The following is an 18,059-nucleotide window of genomic DNA, read 5'->3' as shown; positions in this document are numbered from 1 at the left end:
TGCCGGGGTGCGCACCGGTCCAGGTGCGCGCGGATTATTACGTTCTCATTAACATTTGGACATACCATGAAACAAGTATTGTTAGGTGTTCACAACGGGCCGTTGGGCCGCTTCGTTGGTGCCTGAAGCCCGGCTTTTGCTGTACTCGCGGTGCAGGTGAAGCTCGTCTTCCCTGCCGACATTGACGACGAGCGACAGCGAACCGGAGACTTCGGCTCTTAATGTTGACTTCATGTGGCTGACGCAAGCTCGGCCGGGACACATCAAGAACCCCCGCAATGCATGTATTGGTAGTCGAAGACGATGAGCTGGTAGGCCGCGGCCTTGTCGCGGGACTGCGGCTGCACGGCTTCACGGTCGACCATGTCGCCAGCGCCGCGCGGGCCGAGGGCGCCGTGGCTGCGTGGCGCTTCGATATCTGCGTGCTCGACCTGGGCTTGCCTGACGGCGACGGCATGGAACTGCTGGCGCGCTGGCGTGCGGCCCGGCGCAGCCTGCCGGTGCTGGTGCTGACCGCGCGGGACGCGGTCGAGCATCGTGTCGCGGGACTGCGTGCCGGCGCCGACGACTACCTGCTCAAACCCTTCGACCTGGATGAGCTCGTGGCGCGCGTCCATGCGCTGCTGCGGCGCGCCGCCGGGCACAGTGCCGATTGCATCGAGCTCGGTCCGCTGTCGTTCACTGCCTCGTCCGGCGAGGTGCGCCTGGATGGCCAGAGCGTGGAGCTTTCGCGCCGCGAGCTGGCGCTGCTGCGGGCCTTCCTGCAGAACCCCACGCGCGTGCTGAGCCCCGAGCACCTGCAGGACAGCCTCTACGGATTCGACCAGGAGGTGGAGAGCAATGCCGTGAGCGTTCATGTCCATCACCTGCGGCGCAAACTGGGCAAGGGCTTCATCGAGACGGTGCGCGGCCAGGGATACCGCCTGGGCAAGGCGGGGTCATGAGGCCGTGGCGACCGCCTCCTGGCGAACCGGCCGCGGCGGGAACCGCACGCCCGAGCGGCCCGCGGCAGTGGCGGCTGCGCTCCCGCCTTCTGGCGATCATCGGCATCTCGCTCACGAGCGTCTGGTGCCTGGTGGCGGTCTGGACGCTGGTGGACGTGCGCAACGAACTGCGCTCCGTGCTGGACGAACGGCTGGCCGCATCGGCGCGCATGGTGGCCGGACTGGTCACGCAGATACCGGCGTTCGACGCCTCGGACGAACGCACCCGCTCATCGGTGCTGGACGTTGTCGCGCCCGACGGCCTGGTGTGCGAGGTCAGCCTGCTGGGCGGGCAGGACGGCCTGCGGACGATGGCCAAGACCAAGGGCAGCCCCGGCCTCGCGCAGGCCCCCGAAGGCTTCAGCACGCGCACCTTCGGCGACCAGGCGTGGCGCAGCTACGTGCTTCAGCAGGGCAAGTTCCGCGTCGCCACGGCGGACCGCATCGACGTGCGCCGCAGCCTGTTGCGCGACGTCGCGCTGGCCGCGGGCATTCCGTTCGCGGTGGCGCTGGCCGGCAGCCTGCTGATCCTGTGGTTCGGCATCGGCCGCGGGCTCAGCCCGATCGAGCGCGTGCGCGAGGCGCTGGCGGACCGGCGCCCCGACGACGCATCCGCCTTGCCCGAACTTCACGCGCCGCCCGAGCTGAGCCCATTGGTCGAGACGATTCGGCACCTGGTCGAACGCATGCGCTCGACGATCGCCCGCGAGCGCCGCTTCACGGACGACGCGGCTCACGAGCTGCGGACCCCGCTCACGGCCGTGAAGACGCATCTTCAGGTGCTGCGCCTCGGCATGAGCCGCCCCGACGATGCGCAGAGCGCACAGCTGCGGCGTGCGGCGCTGCAGGACGCGGAGCTCGGCGTCGAGCGCCTGCAGGGAACGCTGGAACAGCTGCTGTTTCTCGCACGGCTGGACGCGCCGGGCGATTCGCCGGCTGCGTCCCCCTCTGCCGAAACGTCCTCTGCCTCCTCGGTCTGCGCGGCGAGGGCCTCCACCTGGCGCGCGATCGAAAGCGCCGAGGGCGGCGTGAAGGCGGGCGGCGGCCGGGTGGCGTTCGATATGCCCGGGGAAGGAGAAGGAGACAGAGAAGGCGACTACCTGGTGGCCGTCGCTGAGCCGTTGCTCGTATCGGCCTTGCGGAATGTGCTGGACAACGCATTGCGCTATTCGCCGCCGCAATCCCCGGTCCGGGTGGAGGTGGCGCGCCAGGACGGGCGATGGATCCGGTTCCGGATCGTCGACGATGGCCCGGGACTGAGCGCTGCCGAATGCGCCCTGGCCGTCCAGCGCTTCTGGCGCCGCGGGCCCAGCTCGCACGGCAGCGGACTGGGCTTGTCCATCGTGAATGCCATCGCGCGGCGCCACGGCGGCACATTCCATCTTGAGCCCGGCGCCTCCGCCGGGCTGGTCGCAACGCTGGTGCTGCCGGCAGGCGGTGTCGATGCGAATGGCTGAGTGCTTTCTCCCGCGCAATTGCGCGAAGCCACGCCTGTCCATCTCTTGAACGACATCGATGTCGCTGCTTGCGCCGCGATCGTGCCGGGCGGCGCAGGGCCGATGCCTGTCGACCGGTGGCGCGCTTACAGGACGCGATGGTCAGCCCATGAGGGCGCGAATGTCCCGGACCAGGGCATCGCCCGCAACGCCGTAGTGTTCGTACAGCCGCAGCCTGCCGAAGGTGTCGTAGACATAGCTGCCGGCCGAATGGTCTATCGAATAGCTGGCGGGCGTCGCGCCCGCGACCTTCTGGAAATAAACCTTGTATTCCTTCGCCGTCGCAGCCAGTTCATCGGGCGTCGGAATCAACGCCACGAACGTTGGATCGAAAGCCGCCATGTAGGCCTTCATGACCTCGGGCGTGTCGCGCTCGGGGTCCACCGTCACGAACACGACCTGGAACCTGGTGCCGTCGGGGCCGAGCCCGCGCTTGATCTTCGCCAGGTCGGCCAGCGTGGTGGGGCAGACGTCCGGACACTGGACGAAGCCGAAGAAGACGACGACCACGCTGCCCTTGAAGTCCTCGATGGTGCGCAGGCGTCCCTCGGCGTCGCGCAACGAGAATCGCCGGGCATAGCCCGCACCGGTGATGTCCGTGCCGTTGAACGCCGGGTTGACCTGCGTGCAGGCAACAAGGCCGGACGAAAGCGCGAGCACGATCGCGGGCGAGGTGGTGGCGCCGCTGGCCGCGGCGGCCACGGCCTGGAGGGCCAGTCTCCGGCTCATCATTGCAGCGGCAGAAAGATGGTTTCCATCTCCCCGGGAGGAACGCCGGCCCGCGCCTTCAGGGCGCCATTGGCATCGGTCCACACCACGCCAGGCGTCCCCCCCAGGCCCAACGAGGCCATCAGCCTTTCGTTGTTCGCGAGTTTGGCCTGGACCGCCGGCGCCACTTCGGGGAGCGGCTTGATGCCCAGGTCGCCCAGCGGCTGGATGTGTCCCGCCGCCATGCGCCTGGCATTGCCCGGCGCATTGAGGCGCTCGTGCGCGGCGAGTGCCGAGGCGGGGTCCTTGCTCGAATAGAGCGCGGCGGCCTTTCCCGCGCTGGTCGGCGTGAGCACGGCGACCAGCAGGTGCCGCAGCTGCACCTTGCCCGCATCGACCCACGGGCGCGCATCGCTCCATAGCCGGTTGCAGAACGGGCAGTTGGGATCGGTGAAGACATAGATGACGCGCGGGGCGTTGTCGGCGCCGTCCGCGATCCACGCGGCGTTCCCGAGTTGCGAGAGCACGGCCTGGGCCGCTGGGTCGGCCTTGTGGGGCGGATGCGCGGCATTGGACATGGGATCGGCGAACGCCGGGCCATGTCCCAAGGCCGTCAGCAGCGCCACGGCGGGGATGAGGGTGCGCACGGCGATGGCGATGCGGCGTCGGGCGTCGAGATTCTTGGGTGTCATGGGTCGATCGATGGAGAAGGGTTGAGGGAGGTCAGCGCGTCGAGCCGCTCGGCCAGCGTGGCTTGCGAGAGCTCGCCGATGCGCGTGTCGACCATGCGGCCGCGCGCATCGAAGAACAGCGTGGTGGGCAGCGCGCGATGGCCGACCAGATCGGCGAGTTGCCCTTGCGCGTCCAGCAGGACATTGCGCAGTGCGGGATGCCGCAGCGCCACGAAACGCCTGACCGCGGCCGGGTCTTCGCCCTGGTTGAGAAACACGAAATGGATGTCGGGCCGGCGCGTTTGCGCTTCGCCCAGGACGGGCATCTCGCGCTGGCATGGCGGGCACCATGTGGCCCACAGGTTGACCACCATCGGCTTGCCGCGAAAGGAGGCGAGGGGCACGGCCTGGCCATCGGCGCTCTGCAGGCTCACGGCAGGAATGTTCCGCTCCGGCGCGGGCACCGCCAGCAGCGCGTTGCCCGCGACCAGGATCACAGTGGCGAGCGCCAGGGCACCGCCCAGCGGCTTTCGCAGCGACTTGCGGCGCAGCGCGATCACGGCGAACCCGGCCCATGCGGCCACGGTTCCCGCCAGCAGGCTCCAGCCCCCGTCGCGAATGTCGATCATCTCGAGCGGTGCGGTCAGGTAGACCTCGCGAAATCGCCAGACGAACGCGAGCCGCGCCGCGATGGCGCCTGCGAACAGCAGCCAGAAGAAGGCCGGGCCGCTGTCGACGCGAAAGCGCTTGCCGAGCCAGTGGCTCGCGACGGACCCCGCGGCCATCGCACCGAGCGCCAGCAACAAAGCGAAGGGAAGGGTGAGTGGGCCGAGCTGGAGCGCGCCGTTCACGTCGGCCCTCCGGGCACCGGATCGCGCGCCACGAGGTCGCGAGCGGAGAACTCGCCGACGAGCCGCGCGCTGCGGCGCTCCTGGCCGCTGGCGTCGAACAACATGACCGTGGGCGGGCCGACGATCTGGTGCTCGCGCATCAACGCCTGCTGCTGCGGCGTGTTCGCCGTGACGTCGGCGCGCAGCAGCACGGCGCCGGCGAGCAGGCGGCGGACGTCCGGATCGGTGAACACCTCTTTCTCGATGCTCTTGCACGCGACGCACCAGTCCGCATAGAAATCGACCAGCACCGGCTTGCCCGTGGCGCTGGCTTCCTGCACGCGCCGGCGCAGATCCTGCGGGCTGTCGATCGCGCCGAAAAGGAGGGCGGACTCACCGCCCCGCACCGCGCCGGTGCCGGTGCCGGAGACGGATTCCGTGCGGCCCGCGAAGCCCAGCGGCTGCCACGGGTCTGCCGCTCCGCGGGCCGCGCCCAGCAACATGGCGCCGCCCCACAGGCCGCTGACCAGCGCAGCGCTGCACAGCAGCAAGCGTGCCTTGGGGGCGGCGGGCGCGCGGCCCTCGCCTTCGGGCGCGGCCAGCTGATAGAGCGCGACCGCCACCACGATCACCAGCCCGCCCCACAGCGCCAGCGCCAACGGCGCCGACACCACGCGCTCCACCATCCAGATGGCGGTGGCGAGCAGCAGGAAACCGAATGCGCCCTTGACGCGGTCCATCCACGGCCCCGGTTTCGGCAGGTAGCGCGAACCCACGGTGCCTGCCACGAACAGCGGCACGCCCATGCCCAGCCCGAGCGAGAGCAGCAGCAGCCCGCCCTGCACCGCGTTGCCGGATTGGGCGATGTACAGCAGCGTCCCGGCGAGCGGCGCGGTCATGCAGGGGCCGACCAAAAGGGCCGACAGCGTGCCCATGCCCGCGGCGCCCGCGAGCGAGCCGCCGCGCCGTGCCCGGCTGGCGTTGTCCAGGCGGTTCCTGAGCGCGGCGGGCAGCTGCAGGGTGAAAAAGCCGAACATGCTGAAGGCCAGCACGACGAAGACCGTGGAGAAGGTGAACAGGGTCCACGGTGTCTGCAGCAGCGCCTGGAGATTGGCGCCCGCCAGCGCGGCGGCCACGCCCAGCGCCGCGTAGGTCGCGGCCATCGGCAGGATGAAGGCCAGCGTCAGCGCCACGGCGCGCCGCGGACTCGCCTGGCCGCCCACCACGATGCTCGAGATGATCGGCACCATCGGCAGGACGCACGGCGTGAAGGCCAGCGCGATGCCCAACACGAAGAACAGCGGCAGCGTCCATGCGAGCGACCTGTGCTGCAGAAGGCCCAGGATGTCGCTGTCGCTGCCGGCGGTGAAGCCCGCGTGCGCGGCCGAAGCCGGCGCCCCTGCCGCCGATGCCGGCTCGGCGCCTGCAGGCGCGAGCGCAATGGTCTTGGACTGCGGCGGGTAACAGAGCCCGGCCTCGGCGCAGCCCTGCCAGGTCACGGTGATCGAATCCGACGTCGGCTGGAGCCGGAGGGCGGAAATCTCCAGTGCGTGGTGATAGACCTCCATCGTCCCGAAGTTCGGATCTTCCTTTTTCTCGCCGGCAGGCCGCGCGAAATCGACCGGCGCGTTCGCCGGCCCTTCGGTGATCAGGATGCGATCGCGATAGAGGTAGTACCCCTCGGCGATATCCCAGCGCAGGTGCGGCGGTGCACCGGGCTCTGCGGCGCGCTGGACGTTCAGTGCAAAGGCCCTCTCCGCCGGCAGGAACCCGTCCTGGGCCTGCGCGCCGCCGAGAAAGATGGCGGGGACGAAAAGAAAAATGATGGCCGAAAGACCGGAGCGCAGGAAGCGCAGGAAGCGCAGGAGAAAGACGCGGGACATGTGCATGGACGCTCGTCGCGATGGGAAGAGGCCATCATTTCGCGAGCCCATTAAGAGAACGTTAACGCTGCCGGCCCACCGCGCCGCGTTGCAACGTGGTCCCGTCGCGGGCTGCCGGCGCACCACCGTCGGAGGGGTGATCCAGGTTTTAGAACAAGTGATACATAATGCGTTGAACATCTTCCAGAGAGCAACGAAAAGCCGATGGCCCGACCCCGACAGTTCGACGAAAGCGCAGTGCTCGACGCGGCCATGCAGCGCTTCTGGTCGCGCGGCTACGAGGTCACCTCCGTGCGCGAGCTGGCCGAAGGCATGGGGCTCACCAGCGCGAGCCTGTACAACGCCTTCGGCGACAAGCTCACGCTGTACCGCCGCTCGCTGCAGCACTACCTGGACATGAGCGTGCGCAACCGCATCGTGCGGTTCGAGGTGCTCGCGCCGCGCGAGGCCATTGCGGCCTTCCTCGGCGAAATCGTCGAGCGCTCGATGGGCGATGGCGAATTCCGCGGCTGCATGCTGGTGAACGCGGCACTCGAAGTGGCGCCGCACGATCCCGAATTTCGCCTGGTCGTCGCCGAGGAACTCAAGCAGATCGAGGCCTTCTTTCGCCGCTGCGTGCAGCGCGGCCATCGCAGCGGCGACATCGCCTCCACCGTCGATGCCAAGGACGCGGCGCGCCTGCTGCTCGGCGTGCTGATGGGCATTCGCGTGCTCGCGCGCGCACGGCCCGAACGCGCGCTGCTCGAAGGCATCGTGCGGCCCGCGCTGGCCACGCTCGAGCCGCTGCAGCGATCACAGCGATCGCATTGAGCGCTTGAACCCAGGCAAGTGCGCGTCATTGCCACATTGAACAACCCACACAGAAAGGATCCACCATGCAGATCACCGTCATGGGCACCGGCGGCGTCGGCGGCTATTTCGGCGCGCGGCTCGCGAACGCGGGGCACGACGTCACTTTCATCGCGCGCGGGCGGCAACTGGCCGCGCTGCGCGAACACGGGCTGCGCATCGAAAGCCCGCGCGGCGACCTGCACCTGCGCGATGTGAAGGTGACCGACACACCCGCGGAAGCCGGTGCCACCGACCTGGTGCTGTTCGGCGTCAAGCTCTGGGACACCGAGAGCGCGGCCGCGGCAATCAAGCCGCTGCTGCGCGAGAACACCGCGGTGGTGTCGTTCCAGAACGGCGTGGTGAAGGACGAGGTGCTGCGCGGCGTGCTGGGCGATGCGCATGTCGTCGGGGGCGTCTGCTACATCGCGGCGACCATCGCCGAGCCGGGCCTGATCCGGCATTCGGGCGCGATGCAGAAGCTCGTGTTCGGCGAATACGACGGCAGCCAGAGCGAACGCGTCACGCGCTTTCGCGATGCCTGCGTGGAGGCCGGCATCGACGTCGAACTCAGCGGCGACATCCGCCGCGCGATCTGGGAGAAGTTCGTGTTCCTCGTGGGCCTCTCGGGCGCGACCAGCACGGTGCGCACGCCCATCGGCCCGATCCGCGCGCTCGCGCGGTCCCGCGGCTTCCTGCGCGGGCTGATGGACGAGGTGGTGCAGGTCGCGCGCGCCGAAGGCGTATCGCTGCCGCAGGACTACGCGGACGACCGCATGGCTTTCTGCGACCAGGTGCCCGCGACCATGACCTCCTCGATGCACCACGACCTGGAGCGCGGCGGCCGCCTGGAGGTGCAGTGGCTCAGCGGCGACGTGGTCGCGCGCGGCGAACGGCTGGGCGTGGCCACGCCGTGCAACCGCGCGGTGTTCGACATCCTCTCGGTGCACGCCGAAGGGCGCCCCGCATGAGCACGGCGCCGAAGGTCCACGCCATCGAGGCCACGCTGGTCGTGGTGCCCATGCGCCGCGCGCTCGGCACCAGCGCGATGCGCATCACCGAGGCGCCGCTGCTGCTCATCGACCTGCGGACCGACCAGGGCATCACCGGCCGTGCCTACCTGTTCTGCTATGTGCCCGCCGCCGGCGAAGCCGCGTTGGCGTTGGTGCGCGACGCGGACAGGATGCTGGCCGGCACCAGCGCGGCGCCGGCCGATGTGCGTCGCTCGCTCGATGCGCGCTTTCGCCTGCTGGGTGCGCGCGGCATCGCGTCGATGGTCATGGCGGGCATCGACGTCGCCTGCTGGGATGCGCTGGCCATCGCGGCGGAGATGCCGCTCGCGCGGCTCCTGGGCGCGCCGCTCAAGCCCGTGGCGGCCTACAACAGCAACGGGCTCGGCCTGCTCGATGCGCAGGCTGCGGCCGACGAGGCCCGGGCGCTGGTCGCCGAAGGTTTTCACGCGATCAAGATGCGGCTCGGCCGCGCATCGCCGAAAGACGACCTGGCCGCGGTGCGCGCCGTGCGCGCGGCCATCGGCGACGACATCGCGCTCATGTCCGACTTCAACCAGGCCCTGAGCCCGAGTGCCGCGCGGGAGCGCTGCCTGCAGCTGGACGGCGAGGGCCTGTACTGGATCGAGGAGCCGGTCGCGCACGACGACTACGCCACCACGCACGCGTTGGCCTCGCTGCTGCGCACGCCCGTGCAGATCGGCGAAAACTTCCAGGGGCCGCGCGCCATGGCGCAGGCGCTCTCGCAGCGTGCCAGCGACCTCGTCATGCCCGACCTGGAGCGCATCGGCGGCGTGACCGGCTGGATGGCCGCCGCGGCGCTGGCCGATGCGGCGCGCATCGAGTGCTCGTCGCACCTGTTCCACGAGGTCAGCGCGCACCTGATGGCCGCCACGCCCACGGCGCACTGGCTCGAATACGTCGACTGGGCCGATGCGATCCTGCAGGAGCCATTGAAGGTGACCGACGGCTTCGTGACGCCGCCTGACCGGCCGGGCCACGGCATGGCCTGGGACGCGGATGCGGTGAAGCGTTATGCGCGGTATTCGACGGAGAGTCTGCGCTGAGTCGAGGCGGCGGGGGGAGACGGGATGTTGGCTTGCCCTGCGACCGCGCGTTGCAGAGGCAAGGTGGCTGAATCGATCAGCAAGCTCCTATTCCGCGTACTCGGAGGCGTACGCCAGAAATACTGCGTCGCTGTTCAGTTCTCTGGCCGACCGCGTCATCACGGGGTCCGCTGAATCGGCGATCCAGAGCACCACAAATCGACGATCCGTTCTGGGGCCAAAAACATGGCGCTCCTCAAGAACGACAAGCGCCTCGAATGCGGCCTGAAGAATTCCATCGCGTCTGGCATCGAACGACAAACCTTCGCGATCATGGATGCTCGCAATGATCCGGTTGACCTCCCCGAACAGGCCGTGGTCATCCCATATCGACCACTCCTGCGGTCCATACCGGTAGTAGTTGTGCAGTGGATCGTCAACGCCGACGGCAATCTTCTCGCTGGAATTTGCCACTGGCCCGATGCTCATCACCGAGTCATCGGTGTAGAGGCTGTATCCGTAGAGATCCTGGCTGTTGCCCTGCGCATGGAGCCGGTGGCAGTGCGCCTCTGTCGCCGACAGCAGCGCACGCTTCAACTCGTCAAATTGATGATTCATTCTGGGGACTTGTCCATGTGTCCTTGCATCGCCAGGACGACTGCGCGAAGGAGCGCTCCGGGCCGAATGTAGCCGGTCGCAGCCGCGAGGCGCGAGGCCGCGCCTGCGGGAAGCCATCAGGGTCGTCTAGCATCACCCCAAGCAGATAAAAATCGAAAGTCGCACATGAGCATTCCATCCGTTCGCACCAAGAACTCCCACAGGCCTGCCGAAGCCAAAAGGGCACCCCGCCATGCATGAAATCATCTGCCCCCATTGCAACAAGGCATTCAAGATCGACGAAGCCGGCTACGCCGACATCCTCAAGCAAGTCCGCGACGGCGACTTCGAGAAGCAGTTGCACGAGCGGCTCGAACTGGCCGAGCGGGACAAGCGCAACGCCGTCGAACTCGCCCAGGCAAAGGCCGCCGGCGAATTGCAGAAGGCCGCCGCGGCCAAGGACGGCGAGATCCAGGAGCTCAAGTCAAAGCTCGAAGCCGGCGATGTCGCCCGCAAACTCGCCGTGAGCGAAGCCTTGAGCGCCGTCGAGAAAGAGCGCGATGCGCTCGCCAACGAACTCGCGCAGGCCCGGCAGGACAAGCGCGCCGCAACCGAACTGGCCGAAGCACGGCACGTGAGCGAACTGCAGAAGGGCGCCGCCGCGAAGGAAGCGGAGATCCAGGGCCTGAAGGCCCAGCTCGATGCCATCGAGGTGGCGCAGAAGCTCGCGATCACCGAGGCCGTGAGCGTGGTCGAGAAGGAGCGGGACCAATTGAAGAGCGGCCTCGAACGCACGGCGCTCGAAAAGCAGTTGGCCGAAAAGTCCCTCAAGGACAAGTACGAAACGCAGCTCAAGGACCGCGACGACACGATCGAGCGCCTGCGGGACCTGAAGGCGCGTCTCTCGACCAAGATGGTCGGCGAAACGCTCGAGCTGCATTGCGAGACCGAGTTCAACCGTATCCGGTCGATGGCGTTTCCCCGCGCCTATTTCGAGAAGGACAACGACGCGCGCAGCGGCAGCAAGGGCGACTACATCTTTCGCGACGCGGACGAGGCCGGCACCGAGATCGTCTCGATCATGTTCGAGATGAAGAACGAGAGCGACCGCACCGCGACCAAGAACAGGAACGAAGACTTCCTGAAAGAGCTCGACAAGGACCGCGCCGAGAAGGGCTGCGAGTACGCGGTGCTGGTGTCGCTGCTGGAGCCCGAGAACGAGCTCTACAACACCGGCATCGTGGACGTGTTTCACCGCTATCCGAAGATGTACGTGGTGCGGCCGCAGTTCTTTTTGCCCATCATCACGCTGCTGCGCAACGCGGCGATGAATTCGCTCAAGTACAAGTCGGAGCTCGCGCTCGTGAAGGCGCAGAACATCGACATCACGAAGTTCGAATCGGAGCTGGAGACCTTCAAGGCCGCATTCGCGAGGAACTACGACCTCGCCTCGGGGCACTTCCAGAAGGCCATCGCGGAGATCGACAAATCGATCGACCACCTGCAGAAGACCAAGGAGGCGCTGCTCGGCACCGACCGCAACCTGCGCCTGGCGAACGACAAGGCGCAGGACGTGACGATCAAGAAGCTCACGCGCGGCAACCCGACGATGGCGGCCAAGTTCGTGGAGCTCAAGAACCAGGGGCCCGCGGATGCGGAGTGACGCGGGGCAAGTACGTTGAAAGTGCTTTTTTCAACGTCTTGCCAGTAGCGCTACGCGCGAAACCAGATCTTCTGCGTCACATAGAGCGCGTAGCCCAGCGCAAGCACGATCCACGCGAGGAAGAACACGTTGGCCCAGTAATCGCCGGCGTGTGACGCCAGGGTGTAGACCTGCATCCTGCAGCCCTTGCCGATGCAGGGCACCTCGCGTTGAAACAGCGCGCGCAACAGGGCGAACACGAGGTAGCAGCCCGCACCGGCGGCCACGAGGAATCCCACCGGCCCGACGAATCCTTCGACGCGTTCATCGTTCTCATCGCGATAGCCCTTGCGCAGCAGGTTCTGCCCGAACTTGTACCAGGCGAATCCGAGCAGGAGCATCAGCGTGTAGTAGAGGGTGGTGCGCATGGGGTCGAGTCGGTGCGATGTGGGTGGTGAGGGAGTCGAGAGAGCCGAGAGAGCCGAGAGAGCCGGAAAGGCCCAAGGCAAAAGCCTAACGCAAGACGCGCATGGGGTAGCCCGAACAGGGGATGTTGACGGGGATTCCGCGCGCGGCCACCATGCACCGATGGGAGGTCTGCCCCGCTCTGCAAACCGGTGACCAGCAAGGCCGCCGCCCGGAGCTTTCAAGGAGATCCCATGGCTGCAGCCGACAAGGTGTTCGCGGGCTCGATCCCGAAGTTCTACGACACGCTGATGGTCCCGCTGATCTTCGAGGCCTATGCCGCCGACATGGCCGAGCTTGCCGCAGCATCGTCGCCCGGTGCGGTGCTGGAGACGGCGGCGGGCAGCGGCGTGGTCACGCGGGCGCTCGCGCCGAGGCTCGGCGCGAACGCGCGCTACGTGGTGACGGACCTCAACCAGCCCATGCTCGACTACGCCGCCTCGCGGCAAGGCGCTGACAGCCGCATCGAATGGCGGCAGGCGGACGCGCTTCACCTGCCGTTCGACGATGCCTCGTTCGACGTCGTGTGCTGCCAGTTCGGCGCGATGTTTTTCCCTGACCGCGCCGCCGGCTACGCCGAGGCGCGCCGCGTGCTCAGGCCGGCCGGGCGCTTCGTCTTCAGCGTGTGGGACCGCATCGAAGACAACGCCTTCGCCGACGACGTGACGCACGCGGTCGCGACGGTGTTTCCGAACGACCCGCCGCGCTTTCTCGCACGCACGCCGCACGGCTATCACGACGTCGCGCTGATCCGCGATGACTTGCGCCGCGCGGGGTTCGCCAACATCGAGATCGCGATGCGCGAGAAGGTGAGTCGCGCGCCCTCGGCAGGTGCCGTCGCCAGCGCCTACTGCCAGGGCACGCCGCTGCGCAACGAGATCGAAGCGCGCGACGCCAGCCTGCTTCAGCTTGCCACCGAGCGCGCGGCCGAGGTGCTTGCCGCCCGCCATGGCGAAGGCCCGGTGGCCGGCAAGATCCAGGCGCATGTGATGGTGGCGGCGGCCTAGCGCGGCGGCCTGCGAGCCGCCCGGGTCTCATCGCGCGTTGCGGCCCGCAGCCTGGCTCTGCTGGAACAACTCGTTCGCGCGACGCGTCAGGTCGGACGCCAGCCAATGCAGGTTGGCCAGCTGTGTGGGCCCGTCGCCGGTGCGCCAGTCGATGTCTTCTCCGTGGCAGGTCCACATCAGCGCTTCGAGCTGAGCGAGGGTGGCTTCGAGCAAGTCCGTCGGGTCTTGGTCGGGGGGAGGGGCGTGAGATGCCCGGCTATAGTCTTGGTAGCCATTGGTGTGCGTCCTTTTCTTAGGTGATTGCACGTCTTTGGTTAGACGGCTGGGGTGTTCCTGCACCCCGGCCGTCGCCTTTTGATACCTCGCTTTTGCGTCGGTGCTTGCGCACCGACAACCCGCCGCGAGGCGAAGCGGCCTTCGATTCATCTGAGTGCTGTGGGTGTGATGCCTTCCATATTCCCTTGGCGGGGTATTGGGTGAGAGGGGCATTCACTTTAGGGACGCGCGGCGCGATATGACCGCCTTGGCGCATGAGGATGTTTCGATTCGCGCCAACAAATACCGCTTATGTCGTGCGGAACCTTTTCCAGATTATTTCGCGGTGCGCGCCTTCTCCGGCAGCAGTGAAATTTAGTGTCGCGAAACCGCGCCCGGATACACAGGCATACCGATCGCGCAGCCCGCATGGCGTTCGCCCCCAAAAATCGCCTTCGTCATCCACACACACCCTCTGAAAGTTCTCATGACGAAGACACTGAACATCCGAACGATGGCCGCGGCATTGCTGGTCGCCGGCAGCACACTGGCGCCGCACTTCGCATTCGCGCAGCAGCCCGCGGGCATCGGCCGCACGCAATCGCTGAAACACGACCTGGCCGAGCCGGGCCGCGAAGTGATCCAGGTGCGCGTCGATTTCGCGCAGGGCGCGGCCTTCGGCTTTCACTCGCACCCGGGTGAAGAGATCGCCTATGTGCTCGAAGGCACGGTCGAATATCAGTTCGAGGGCAAGCCGCCCGTCACGTTGAAGGTCGGCGATTCGCTGTTCATTCCGGCCGGCGCGGTGCACTCGGCGAAGAACGTCGGCAGCGGCAACGCGGCCGAGCTTGCGACCTATCTGGTGCAGAAGGGCAAGCCGCTCGTCGTGAGCAAGTGAGTTGCTGAAACGCGCTTCTGCGCATCGCTCGCCGGGCGCTTGCAACGTAGGCGGATACAGTCCGCACAGTTGCATGCACCGCCCCCCAATCCACCAGCGAGGGATGAAGACCATGAAGTCGTTTCCACGGACGCTCGTCGCCGCCTTGACGATCGCAAGCGCCATCTCGGGTGCGACTGCGGTGCATGCGCAAGCCAACGGTCCGGCTGTGCCGCCGCAGGTGAGCACCGTGGCGACCGGCGGCGAGTGGTCCTCCGCGCGAGCCGGCGGCACGCTTCGCCTCATCATCGTCAACCAGGGCGTCGAGCATGTGCATTCGAAGCTCTGGCTCGAATGGCTCACCGTCGATGAGCGCGGAATGTCGCGGCTCGCTGCACGGGTGCTGGTCAAGGAGTTGTCTTCGGGCTTCGCGGTCGTGCGGCTGGACCCTCGGCGCGAGACGTTCAGCGGGCTGCGGATTCAGCTGCGTGCCGCAAACCCGTATTCGTCCGACGACAGCGAGGTCACCATCGAGGCCGGAAAGCCCGGCCAGTACAAGATGATTTCCGAGGCGCCGCGTTGAGCTGAAAATCGCCGCATGCCTCACGCCGTTTCCCTCCTTCGCGCCGCACGTCTCGCGCGAAGCGCCAAGCCCTTTCTTGCCCGCGGCGGTTTCAAGCGCGAGCGCTGCGCGGGCTGCCGGCTGCTGCCCAGCCACTGCATGTGCGCGCTGCGCCCATCGGTGCCCACGCGTGCGGGCGTGTGCCTGCTCATGGCCGACATCGAACCGCTCAAGCCGACGAACACGGGCTGGCTGATCGCCGATGTGGTGGCCGATACCTTCGCCTTCGGCTGGGCGCGCACGGAAACCGACCCTGCGCTGCTGGCGCTGCTGAGCGATCCGCAGTGGCAACCGTATGTGGTGTTTCCGGGGCAATACGCGGCGCCCGAGCGCGTGGTGCACACCGTGCCGCCGTCGCCCGAATCAACGGGCGGTGCGATTGCGAAACGCCCGCTCTTCATCCTGCTCGACGGAACCTGGGGCGAGGCGCGCAAGATGTTCAGCCGAAGCCCGTACCTCGATGCGCTGCCTGTGCTGAGCCTGGCGCCCGAGCAGATATCGCAGTACAAGCTGCGCCGCTCCGGCCGCGACGATCACTTCTGCACCAGCGAGGTGGCGGCCCTGTGCATGAACCTCGCGGGCGAACACGCTGCCAAGCAAACGCTGGAGGCCTACCTCGCGGTGTTCACGCACCACTACCTGCGCGCGAAGAACCAGCAGCCCATCGTGTGGGATGGCGATGCGCACCAGCGGCTGCGCGAGGTGCAAGCTGCCAGTGCTACGGCTCTTGCCGCCCCATGAAGAACTCGACCGCGCGTGCCACCACCCACGGCACGATGACGTGGTCGCCATCGAAGGGCTGCAGCGTCAGGTCGTAGCCGCTTTCCAGCAGCCGCCGCGCATGCGGGTGCGCGCTGGTCTCGATGGGCAGCTGGCTGTCCGACCGCCCATGCGCGAGAAACACGCGCGGCTTGCCCGTCTGCGTGAAGGCGTTCATGAAGCCGGCCGACAGCCCGATCACGTGGCTCGCCACGTCGCCGTTGGTGGTGCCGAGCGACAGGGCGTAGCTGCCGCCATCGGAGAAGCCCGCGAACGCGAGGTGCGCCGCGTCGATGCGGAAGTGCTCGGCCACGCGCGCGAGCGCACCGTCGAGCCGTTCGAGATCGGGCCCATGCCCGCCGACCACGATGTCCCATGTCGGGTACATCGACTGCGGCGCGAGCAGCAGAAAGCGCCGTGCCCGCGCATGCGCCACGAAATGCGGCAGCACCCGGTTGGCCTCGCCCCCCGCGCCGTGAAACATCACCAGGAGCGGCACCGGCGCATCGGCGGGCAGGCCCTCGGGCACCACCAGCACGGCCTCGCGTCCTTCGGCGAACGAGAGGCCATGGCGCCCCGGCGCCAGCTGCGGCGAAACGGGCAGGGCGCCCGGCCGGAAGGCGAGGCGGCCGGTGAGCGCGCCGCCGAGCAGGCTGGCGTCGATCATTCGCTCGCCTCCGGCTGCACGCTGGACTGCGACGACGCGCATGCGATGCCGCGGAACACCGCGCACTGCGCGAACGACTGCGTCGACAGCGGCACGTCCTTGCGGCGGCAGTACTTGCTCGTGAGCTTGAGCAGCTCCTTGATGTCGCGGCCGCTCGCGCCGGCATAGTCCACCACCAGCCGGTCGATCACCGCGCCCGGCAGCGCCACGCCCAGTTGCGCCGACAGCGTGGACCACAATCGCCGCGCATCGTCGGGCCCCGGCGGCTGGTAGTCGATGACTGCGATGCAGCGCGAGAGGATGGCCTCGTCGATATCGCCCACGCGGTTGGTCGTCATGAACAGCAGGCCGCTGAAGTATTCGAGCGTGCGCAAGAACTCCGCCACGATCGCGTTGTGCTGCAGGTCGTTGTCGCGGCGGCGGATGTACACGTCGGCTTCGTCCAGCAGCAGCACGCAGTCCCAGCGCGCGGCGCGCTGCAGGATCTTCGTGAGGCTGGCTTCCACCGAGTTGGCCGTCACGCCCAGTTGCCCCGAATGCACGCGATACAGCGGCTTGCCGACGACCTCCGCATACACCTCGGCCGTGAGCGTCTTGCCCAGGCCCGGCGCGCCCTTGCACAGGATGGTGGTGCCGCCCGATTTGCCCGGCACCACGTCTTCCACCAGGAAGCAGCGGTCGGCCGTGAGGATGTCGATCAGGTCGCGGTGCGCCTGCGGCAGCACCAGCCGCTCGCGCAGGCCGGGCTGGTACTTGTAGTCCTGCACGTGCTGCGCATGGACCCAGATGTTGCGATGCCAGTCCAGGTGAAACAGGTGCAGGTAGCAGTGCTGCGGAATGCGGTCGAAGCCGGTCGCGATGCCGCTCTCGCGCCAGTAGTGCGGATCGGCGGCCAGGTCGAAGCGGCGCTGCAGCAGCTCTTCATCGTTCACGCAGCGCGCCGCGGCGCCTTCGGGCAGGCGGTGCCAGGCCATGTTCGCGCGCGGGCCTTCGCCGGCCGTCCACGCGCTGCCGCCGATGGTGAACTGCGCGCCGAACTGCGGCTGCAGCCGCGAGAAGGCGGCCACCTGCTTGTCGTACTCGCGCTTGAACTCGGCGCACTCCTTGTGAAAGCCGTGGTCCGCGAAGAGGCCGGCCAGCGTGCGGCCCGGCAGGTCTTCCGCGTGGAAGCTCAGGCCCCAGGTCATGCCCGCGAAACGAAGGCGCGGCTCCGAAGGCGGCTCGCGGTTGGCCGCCTGCAGCGTGTTGGCCAGGAGACCCACGAGCACGTAAGACTCGCCATCCGTCGGCTTCACCAGGCGCACCGTGTGCACCAGCCAGGGCAGCAGCACGCCGTCCTTGCCGCGCTGGTAGAGCCAGCCGTCGATCAGGTCGCGCTGCAGCCATTCGATCAGCGCCGGCACCATCAGCTCCAGGCTCGCGATGGGCCGCGCCTGCGGCTCGCCGTTGAGGTTGTCCAGCGCGAGCAGCTGAAACACCAGGTCGCGCGCGCCGGTGCCCATGCCCAATTGAAAGAGCAGGTTGAGCGCGTGCCCGTCGAAGTGGCGGCTGGACACGATGCGCACACCACTGCCGCCGCCATGCCCACCCAGCTGCAGGCCCAGCGGCGACTGCGCGCCGACCTCGCCCTGCAGTGCGGCGGCCAGCATCTCCGGTATCTCGAGTTCCACGGTGTCTCCTCGTGTTGCCGTCGATGCTAGCCAGGGGGGAGGG

19 protein-coding genes are annotated in these 18,059 nt (G+C 67.8%); 10 read left to right on the top strand and 9 right to left on the bottom strand.

What is annotated here, in order from left to right; genetic code table 11:
• The first annotated feature begins 278 nt into the window (after positions 1-278).
• Both ACZYRS_RS21910 and ACZYRS_RS21905 read left to right on the top strand, forming a co-directional pair.
• Positions 279-944, top strand: coding sequence for a response regulator (locus tag ACZYRS_RS21910; protein ID WP_463420956.1), 666 nt, complete (start codon positions 279-281; stop codon positions 942-944).
• Entirely contained in the window at positions 941-2,440 is a 1,500-nt protein-coding gene (locus ACZYRS_RS21905; protein ID WP_463420955.1) for an ATP-binding protein, read from the top strand. The genes ACZYRS_RS21910 and ACZYRS_RS21905 overlap by 4 nt, the downstream gene beginning before the upstream one ends.
• Before the next feature lie 141 nt (positions 2,441-2,581).
• Here ACZYRS_RS21905 and ACZYRS_RS21900 read toward each other — a convergent pair whose 3' ends face one another.
• Genes ACZYRS_RS21900 through dsbD form a run of 4 tightly spaced genes read right to left on the bottom strand, consistent with a single transcriptional unit; the run spans position 2,582 to position 6,577 of the window.
• On the bottom strand, positions 2,582-3,208 hold the full coding sequence (locus ACZYRS_RS21900) for an SCO family protein (protein WP_463420954.1): 627 nt from the start codon (positions 3,206-3,208) through the stop codon (positions 2,582-2,584).
• Positions 3,208-3,879, bottom strand: coding sequence for a thiol:disulfide interchange protein DsbG (gene dsbG, locus ACZYRS_RS21895; protein ID WP_463420953.1), 672 nt, complete (start codon positions 3,877-3,879; stop codon positions 3,208-3,210). Before dsbG ends, ACZYRS_RS21900 begins: the two co-directional genes overlap by 1 nt.
• A complete protein-coding gene (locus ACZYRS_RS21890; RefSeq protein ID WP_463420952.1) occupies positions 3,876-4,709 on the bottom strand; it encodes a TlpA family protein disulfide reductase in 834 nt (277 codons plus the stop codon). Before ACZYRS_RS21890 ends, dsbG begins: the two co-directional genes overlap by 4 nt.
• Positions 4,706-6,577: a protein-disulfide reductase DsbD gene (gene dsbD / locus ACZYRS_RS21885; protein ID WP_463420951.1), complete on the bottom strand. Its 1,872-nt coding sequence runs from the start codon at positions 6,575-6,577 to the stop codon at positions 4,706-4,708. Before dsbD ends, ACZYRS_RS21890 begins: the two co-directional genes overlap by 4 nt.
• Before the next feature lie 198 nt (positions 6,578-6,775).
• Between dsbD and ACZYRS_RS21880 the strand changes: the two genes are divergently transcribed.
• From ACZYRS_RS21880 to ACZYRS_RS21870, 3 genes are all read left to right on the top strand, one after another.
• A complete protein-coding gene (locus ACZYRS_RS21880) occupies positions 6,776-7,381 on the top strand; it encodes a TetR/AcrR family transcriptional regulator (RefSeq protein WP_463420950.1) in 606 nt (201 codons plus the stop codon).
• Between the two features lie 65 nt (positions 7,382-7,446).
• Positions 7,447-8,370 carry a ketopantoate reductase family protein gene (locus ACZYRS_RS21875; RefSeq protein WP_463420949.1) on the top strand — a complete coding sequence of 308 codons (924 nt, stop codon included), beginning with the start codon at positions 7,447-7,449 and terminating at the stop codon, positions 8,368-8,370.
• Positions 8,367-9,476 (top strand): enolase C-terminal domain-like protein, encoded by a 1,110-nt coding sequence (locus ACZYRS_RS21870; RefSeq protein WP_463420948.1) that lies wholly within the window; start codon positions 8,367-8,369, stop codon positions 9,474-9,476. The genes ACZYRS_RS21875 and ACZYRS_RS21870 overlap by 4 nt, the downstream gene beginning before the upstream one ends.
• Positions 9,477-9,563: 87 nt before the next feature.
• On the opposite strand, the gene ACZYRS_RS21865 is transcribed toward ACZYRS_RS21870, so the two are convergent.
• Positions 9,564-10,073 (bottom strand): DUF4303 domain-containing protein, encoded by a 510-nt coding sequence (locus tag ACZYRS_RS21865; protein WP_463420947.1) that lies wholly within the window; start codon positions 10,071-10,073, stop codon positions 9,564-9,566.
• 232 nt (positions 10,074-10,305) lie between these two features.
• On the opposite strand from ACZYRS_RS21865, the gene ACZYRS_RS21860 reads away from it, so the two are divergent.
• Complete coding sequence (locus ACZYRS_RS21860) at positions 10,306-11,715, top strand: DUF2130 domain-containing protein (protein ID WP_463420946.1); 1,410 nt, start codon at positions 10,306-10,308, stop codon at positions 11,713-11,715.
• Positions 11,716-11,765: 50 nt separating this feature from the next.
• Here ACZYRS_RS21860 and ACZYRS_RS21855 read toward each other — a convergent pair whose 3' ends face one another.
• Entirely contained in the window at positions 11,766-12,122 is a 357-nt protein-coding gene (locus ACZYRS_RS21855) for a hypothetical protein (protein WP_463420945.1), read from the bottom strand.
• A gap of 231 nt (positions 12,123-12,353) precedes the next feature.
• On the opposite strand from ACZYRS_RS21855, the gene ACZYRS_RS21850 reads away from it, so the two are divergent.
• On the top strand, positions 12,354-13,166 hold the full coding sequence (locus tag ACZYRS_RS21850) for a class I SAM-dependent methyltransferase (RefSeq protein ID WP_463420944.1): 813 nt from the start codon (positions 12,354-12,356) through the stop codon (positions 13,164-13,166).
• Between the two features lie 27 nt (positions 13,167-13,193).
• Here the strand turns inward: ACZYRS_RS21850 and ACZYRS_RS21845 are convergent, their stop codons facing one another.
• On the bottom strand, positions 13,194-13,379 hold the full coding sequence (locus ACZYRS_RS21845; protein WP_463420943.1) for a hypothetical protein: 186 nt from the start codon (positions 13,377-13,379) through the stop codon (positions 13,194-13,196).
• A gap of 529 nt (positions 13,380-13,908) precedes the next feature.
• Between ACZYRS_RS21845 and ACZYRS_RS21840 the strand changes: the two genes are divergently transcribed.
• The 3 genes from ACZYRS_RS21840 (at position 13,909) to ACZYRS_RS21830 (ending at position 15,661) form a co-directional block, all read left to right on the top strand.
• On the top strand, positions 13,909-14,319 hold the full coding sequence (locus ACZYRS_RS21840) for a cupin domain-containing protein (protein WP_198784586.1): 411 nt from the start codon (positions 13,909-13,911) through the stop codon (positions 14,317-14,319).
• Between the two features lie 103 nt (positions 14,320-14,422).
• Positions 14,423-14,881: a hypothetical protein gene (locus tag ACZYRS_RS21835; RefSeq protein WP_463420942.1), complete on the top strand. Its 459-nt coding sequence runs from the start codon at positions 14,423-14,425 to the stop codon at positions 14,879-14,881.
• A 15-nt stretch (positions 14,882-14,896) separates the two neighbouring features.
• On the top strand, positions 14,897-15,661 hold the full coding sequence (locus ACZYRS_RS21830; protein ID WP_463420941.1) for a tRNA-uridine aminocarboxypropyltransferase: 765 nt from the start codon (positions 14,897-14,899) through the stop codon (positions 15,659-15,661).
• Here ACZYRS_RS21830 and ACZYRS_RS21825 read toward each other — a convergent pair.
• Both ACZYRS_RS21825 and ACZYRS_RS21820 read right to left on the bottom strand, forming a co-directional pair.
• Positions 15,639-16,346 (bottom strand): alpha/beta hydrolase, encoded by a 708-nt coding sequence (locus tag ACZYRS_RS21825; RefSeq protein WP_463420940.1) that lies wholly within the window; start codon positions 16,344-16,346, stop codon positions 15,639-15,641. The two genes, ACZYRS_RS21830 and ACZYRS_RS21825, sit on opposite strands and share 23 nt — an antisense overlap.
• Positions 16,343-18,016: an AAA family ATPase gene (locus ACZYRS_RS21820; RefSeq protein ID WP_463420939.1), complete on the bottom strand. Its 1,674-nt coding sequence runs from the start codon at positions 18,014-18,016 to the stop codon at positions 16,343-16,345. The genes ACZYRS_RS21825 and ACZYRS_RS21820 overlap by 4 nt, the downstream gene beginning before the upstream one ends.
• Positions 18,017-18,059: the final 43 nt, after the last annotated feature.

This window comes from Variovorax sp. AC194, assembly GCF_979257995.1.
Note: the sequence above shows the minus strand (reverse complement) of the source record. Positions and strands in the feature narration are given on the sequence as shown.

Coding starts and splice junctions, on each gene's coding strand:
- ACZYRS_RS21910 (WP_463420956.1), top strand. CDS start 279: ATGCATGTATTGGTAGTCGAAGACGATGAGCTGGTAGGCCGCGGCCTT.
- ACZYRS_RS21905 (WP_463420955.1), top strand. CDS start 941: ATGAGGCCGTGGCGACCGCCTCCTGGCGAACCGGCCGCGGCGGGAACC.
- ACZYRS_RS21900 (WP_463420954.1), bottom strand. CDS start 3,208: ATGAGCCGGAGACTGGCCCTCCAGGCCGTGGCCGCCGCGGCCAGCGGC.
- dsbG (WP_463420953.1), bottom strand. CDS start 3,879: ATGACACCCAAGAATCTCGACGCCCGACGCCGCATCGCCATCGCCGTG.
- dsbD (WP_463420951.1), bottom strand. CDS start 6,577: ATGCACATGTCCCGCGTCTTTCTCCTGCGCTTCCTGCGCTTCCTGCGC.
- ACZYRS_RS21880 (WP_463420950.1), top strand. CDS start 6,776: ATGGCCCGACCCCGACAGTTCGACGAAAGCGCAGTGCTCGACGCGGCC.
- ACZYRS_RS21875 (WP_463420949.1), top strand. CDS start 7,447: ATGCAGATCACCGTCATGGGCACCGGCGGCGTCGGCGGCTATTTCGGC.
- ACZYRS_RS21870 (WP_463420948.1), top strand. CDS start 8,367: ATGAGCACGGCGCCGAAGGTCCACGCCATCGAGGCCACGCTGGTCGTG.
- ACZYRS_RS21865 (WP_463420947.1), bottom strand. CDS start 10,073: ATGAATCATCAATTTGACGAGTTGAAGCGTGCGCTGCTGTCGGCGACA.
- ACZYRS_RS21860 (WP_463420946.1), top strand. CDS start 10,306: ATGCATGAAATCATCTGCCCCCATTGCAACAAGGCATTCAAGATCGAC.
- ACZYRS_RS21855 (WP_463420945.1), bottom strand. CDS start 12,122: ATGCGCACCACCCTCTACTACACGCTGATGCTCCTGCTCGGATTCGCC.
- ACZYRS_RS21850 (WP_463420944.1), top strand. CDS start 12,354: ATGGCTGCAGCCGACAAGGTGTTCGCGGGCTCGATCCCGAAGTTCTAC.
- ACZYRS_RS21840 (WP_198784586.1), top strand. CDS start 13,909: ATGACGAAGACACTGAACATCCGAACGATGGCCGCGGCATTGCTGGTC.
- ACZYRS_RS21835 (WP_463420942.1), top strand. CDS start 14,423: ATGAAGACCATGAAGTCGTTTCCACGGACGCTCGTCGCCGCCTTGACG.
- ACZYRS_RS21830 (WP_463420941.1), top strand. CDS start 14,897: ATGCCTCACGCCGTTTCCCTCCTTCGCGCCGCACGTCTCGCGCGAAGC.
- ACZYRS_RS21825 (WP_463420940.1), bottom strand. CDS start 16,346: ATGATCGACGCCAGCCTGCTCGGCGGCGCGCTCACCGGCCGCCTCGCC.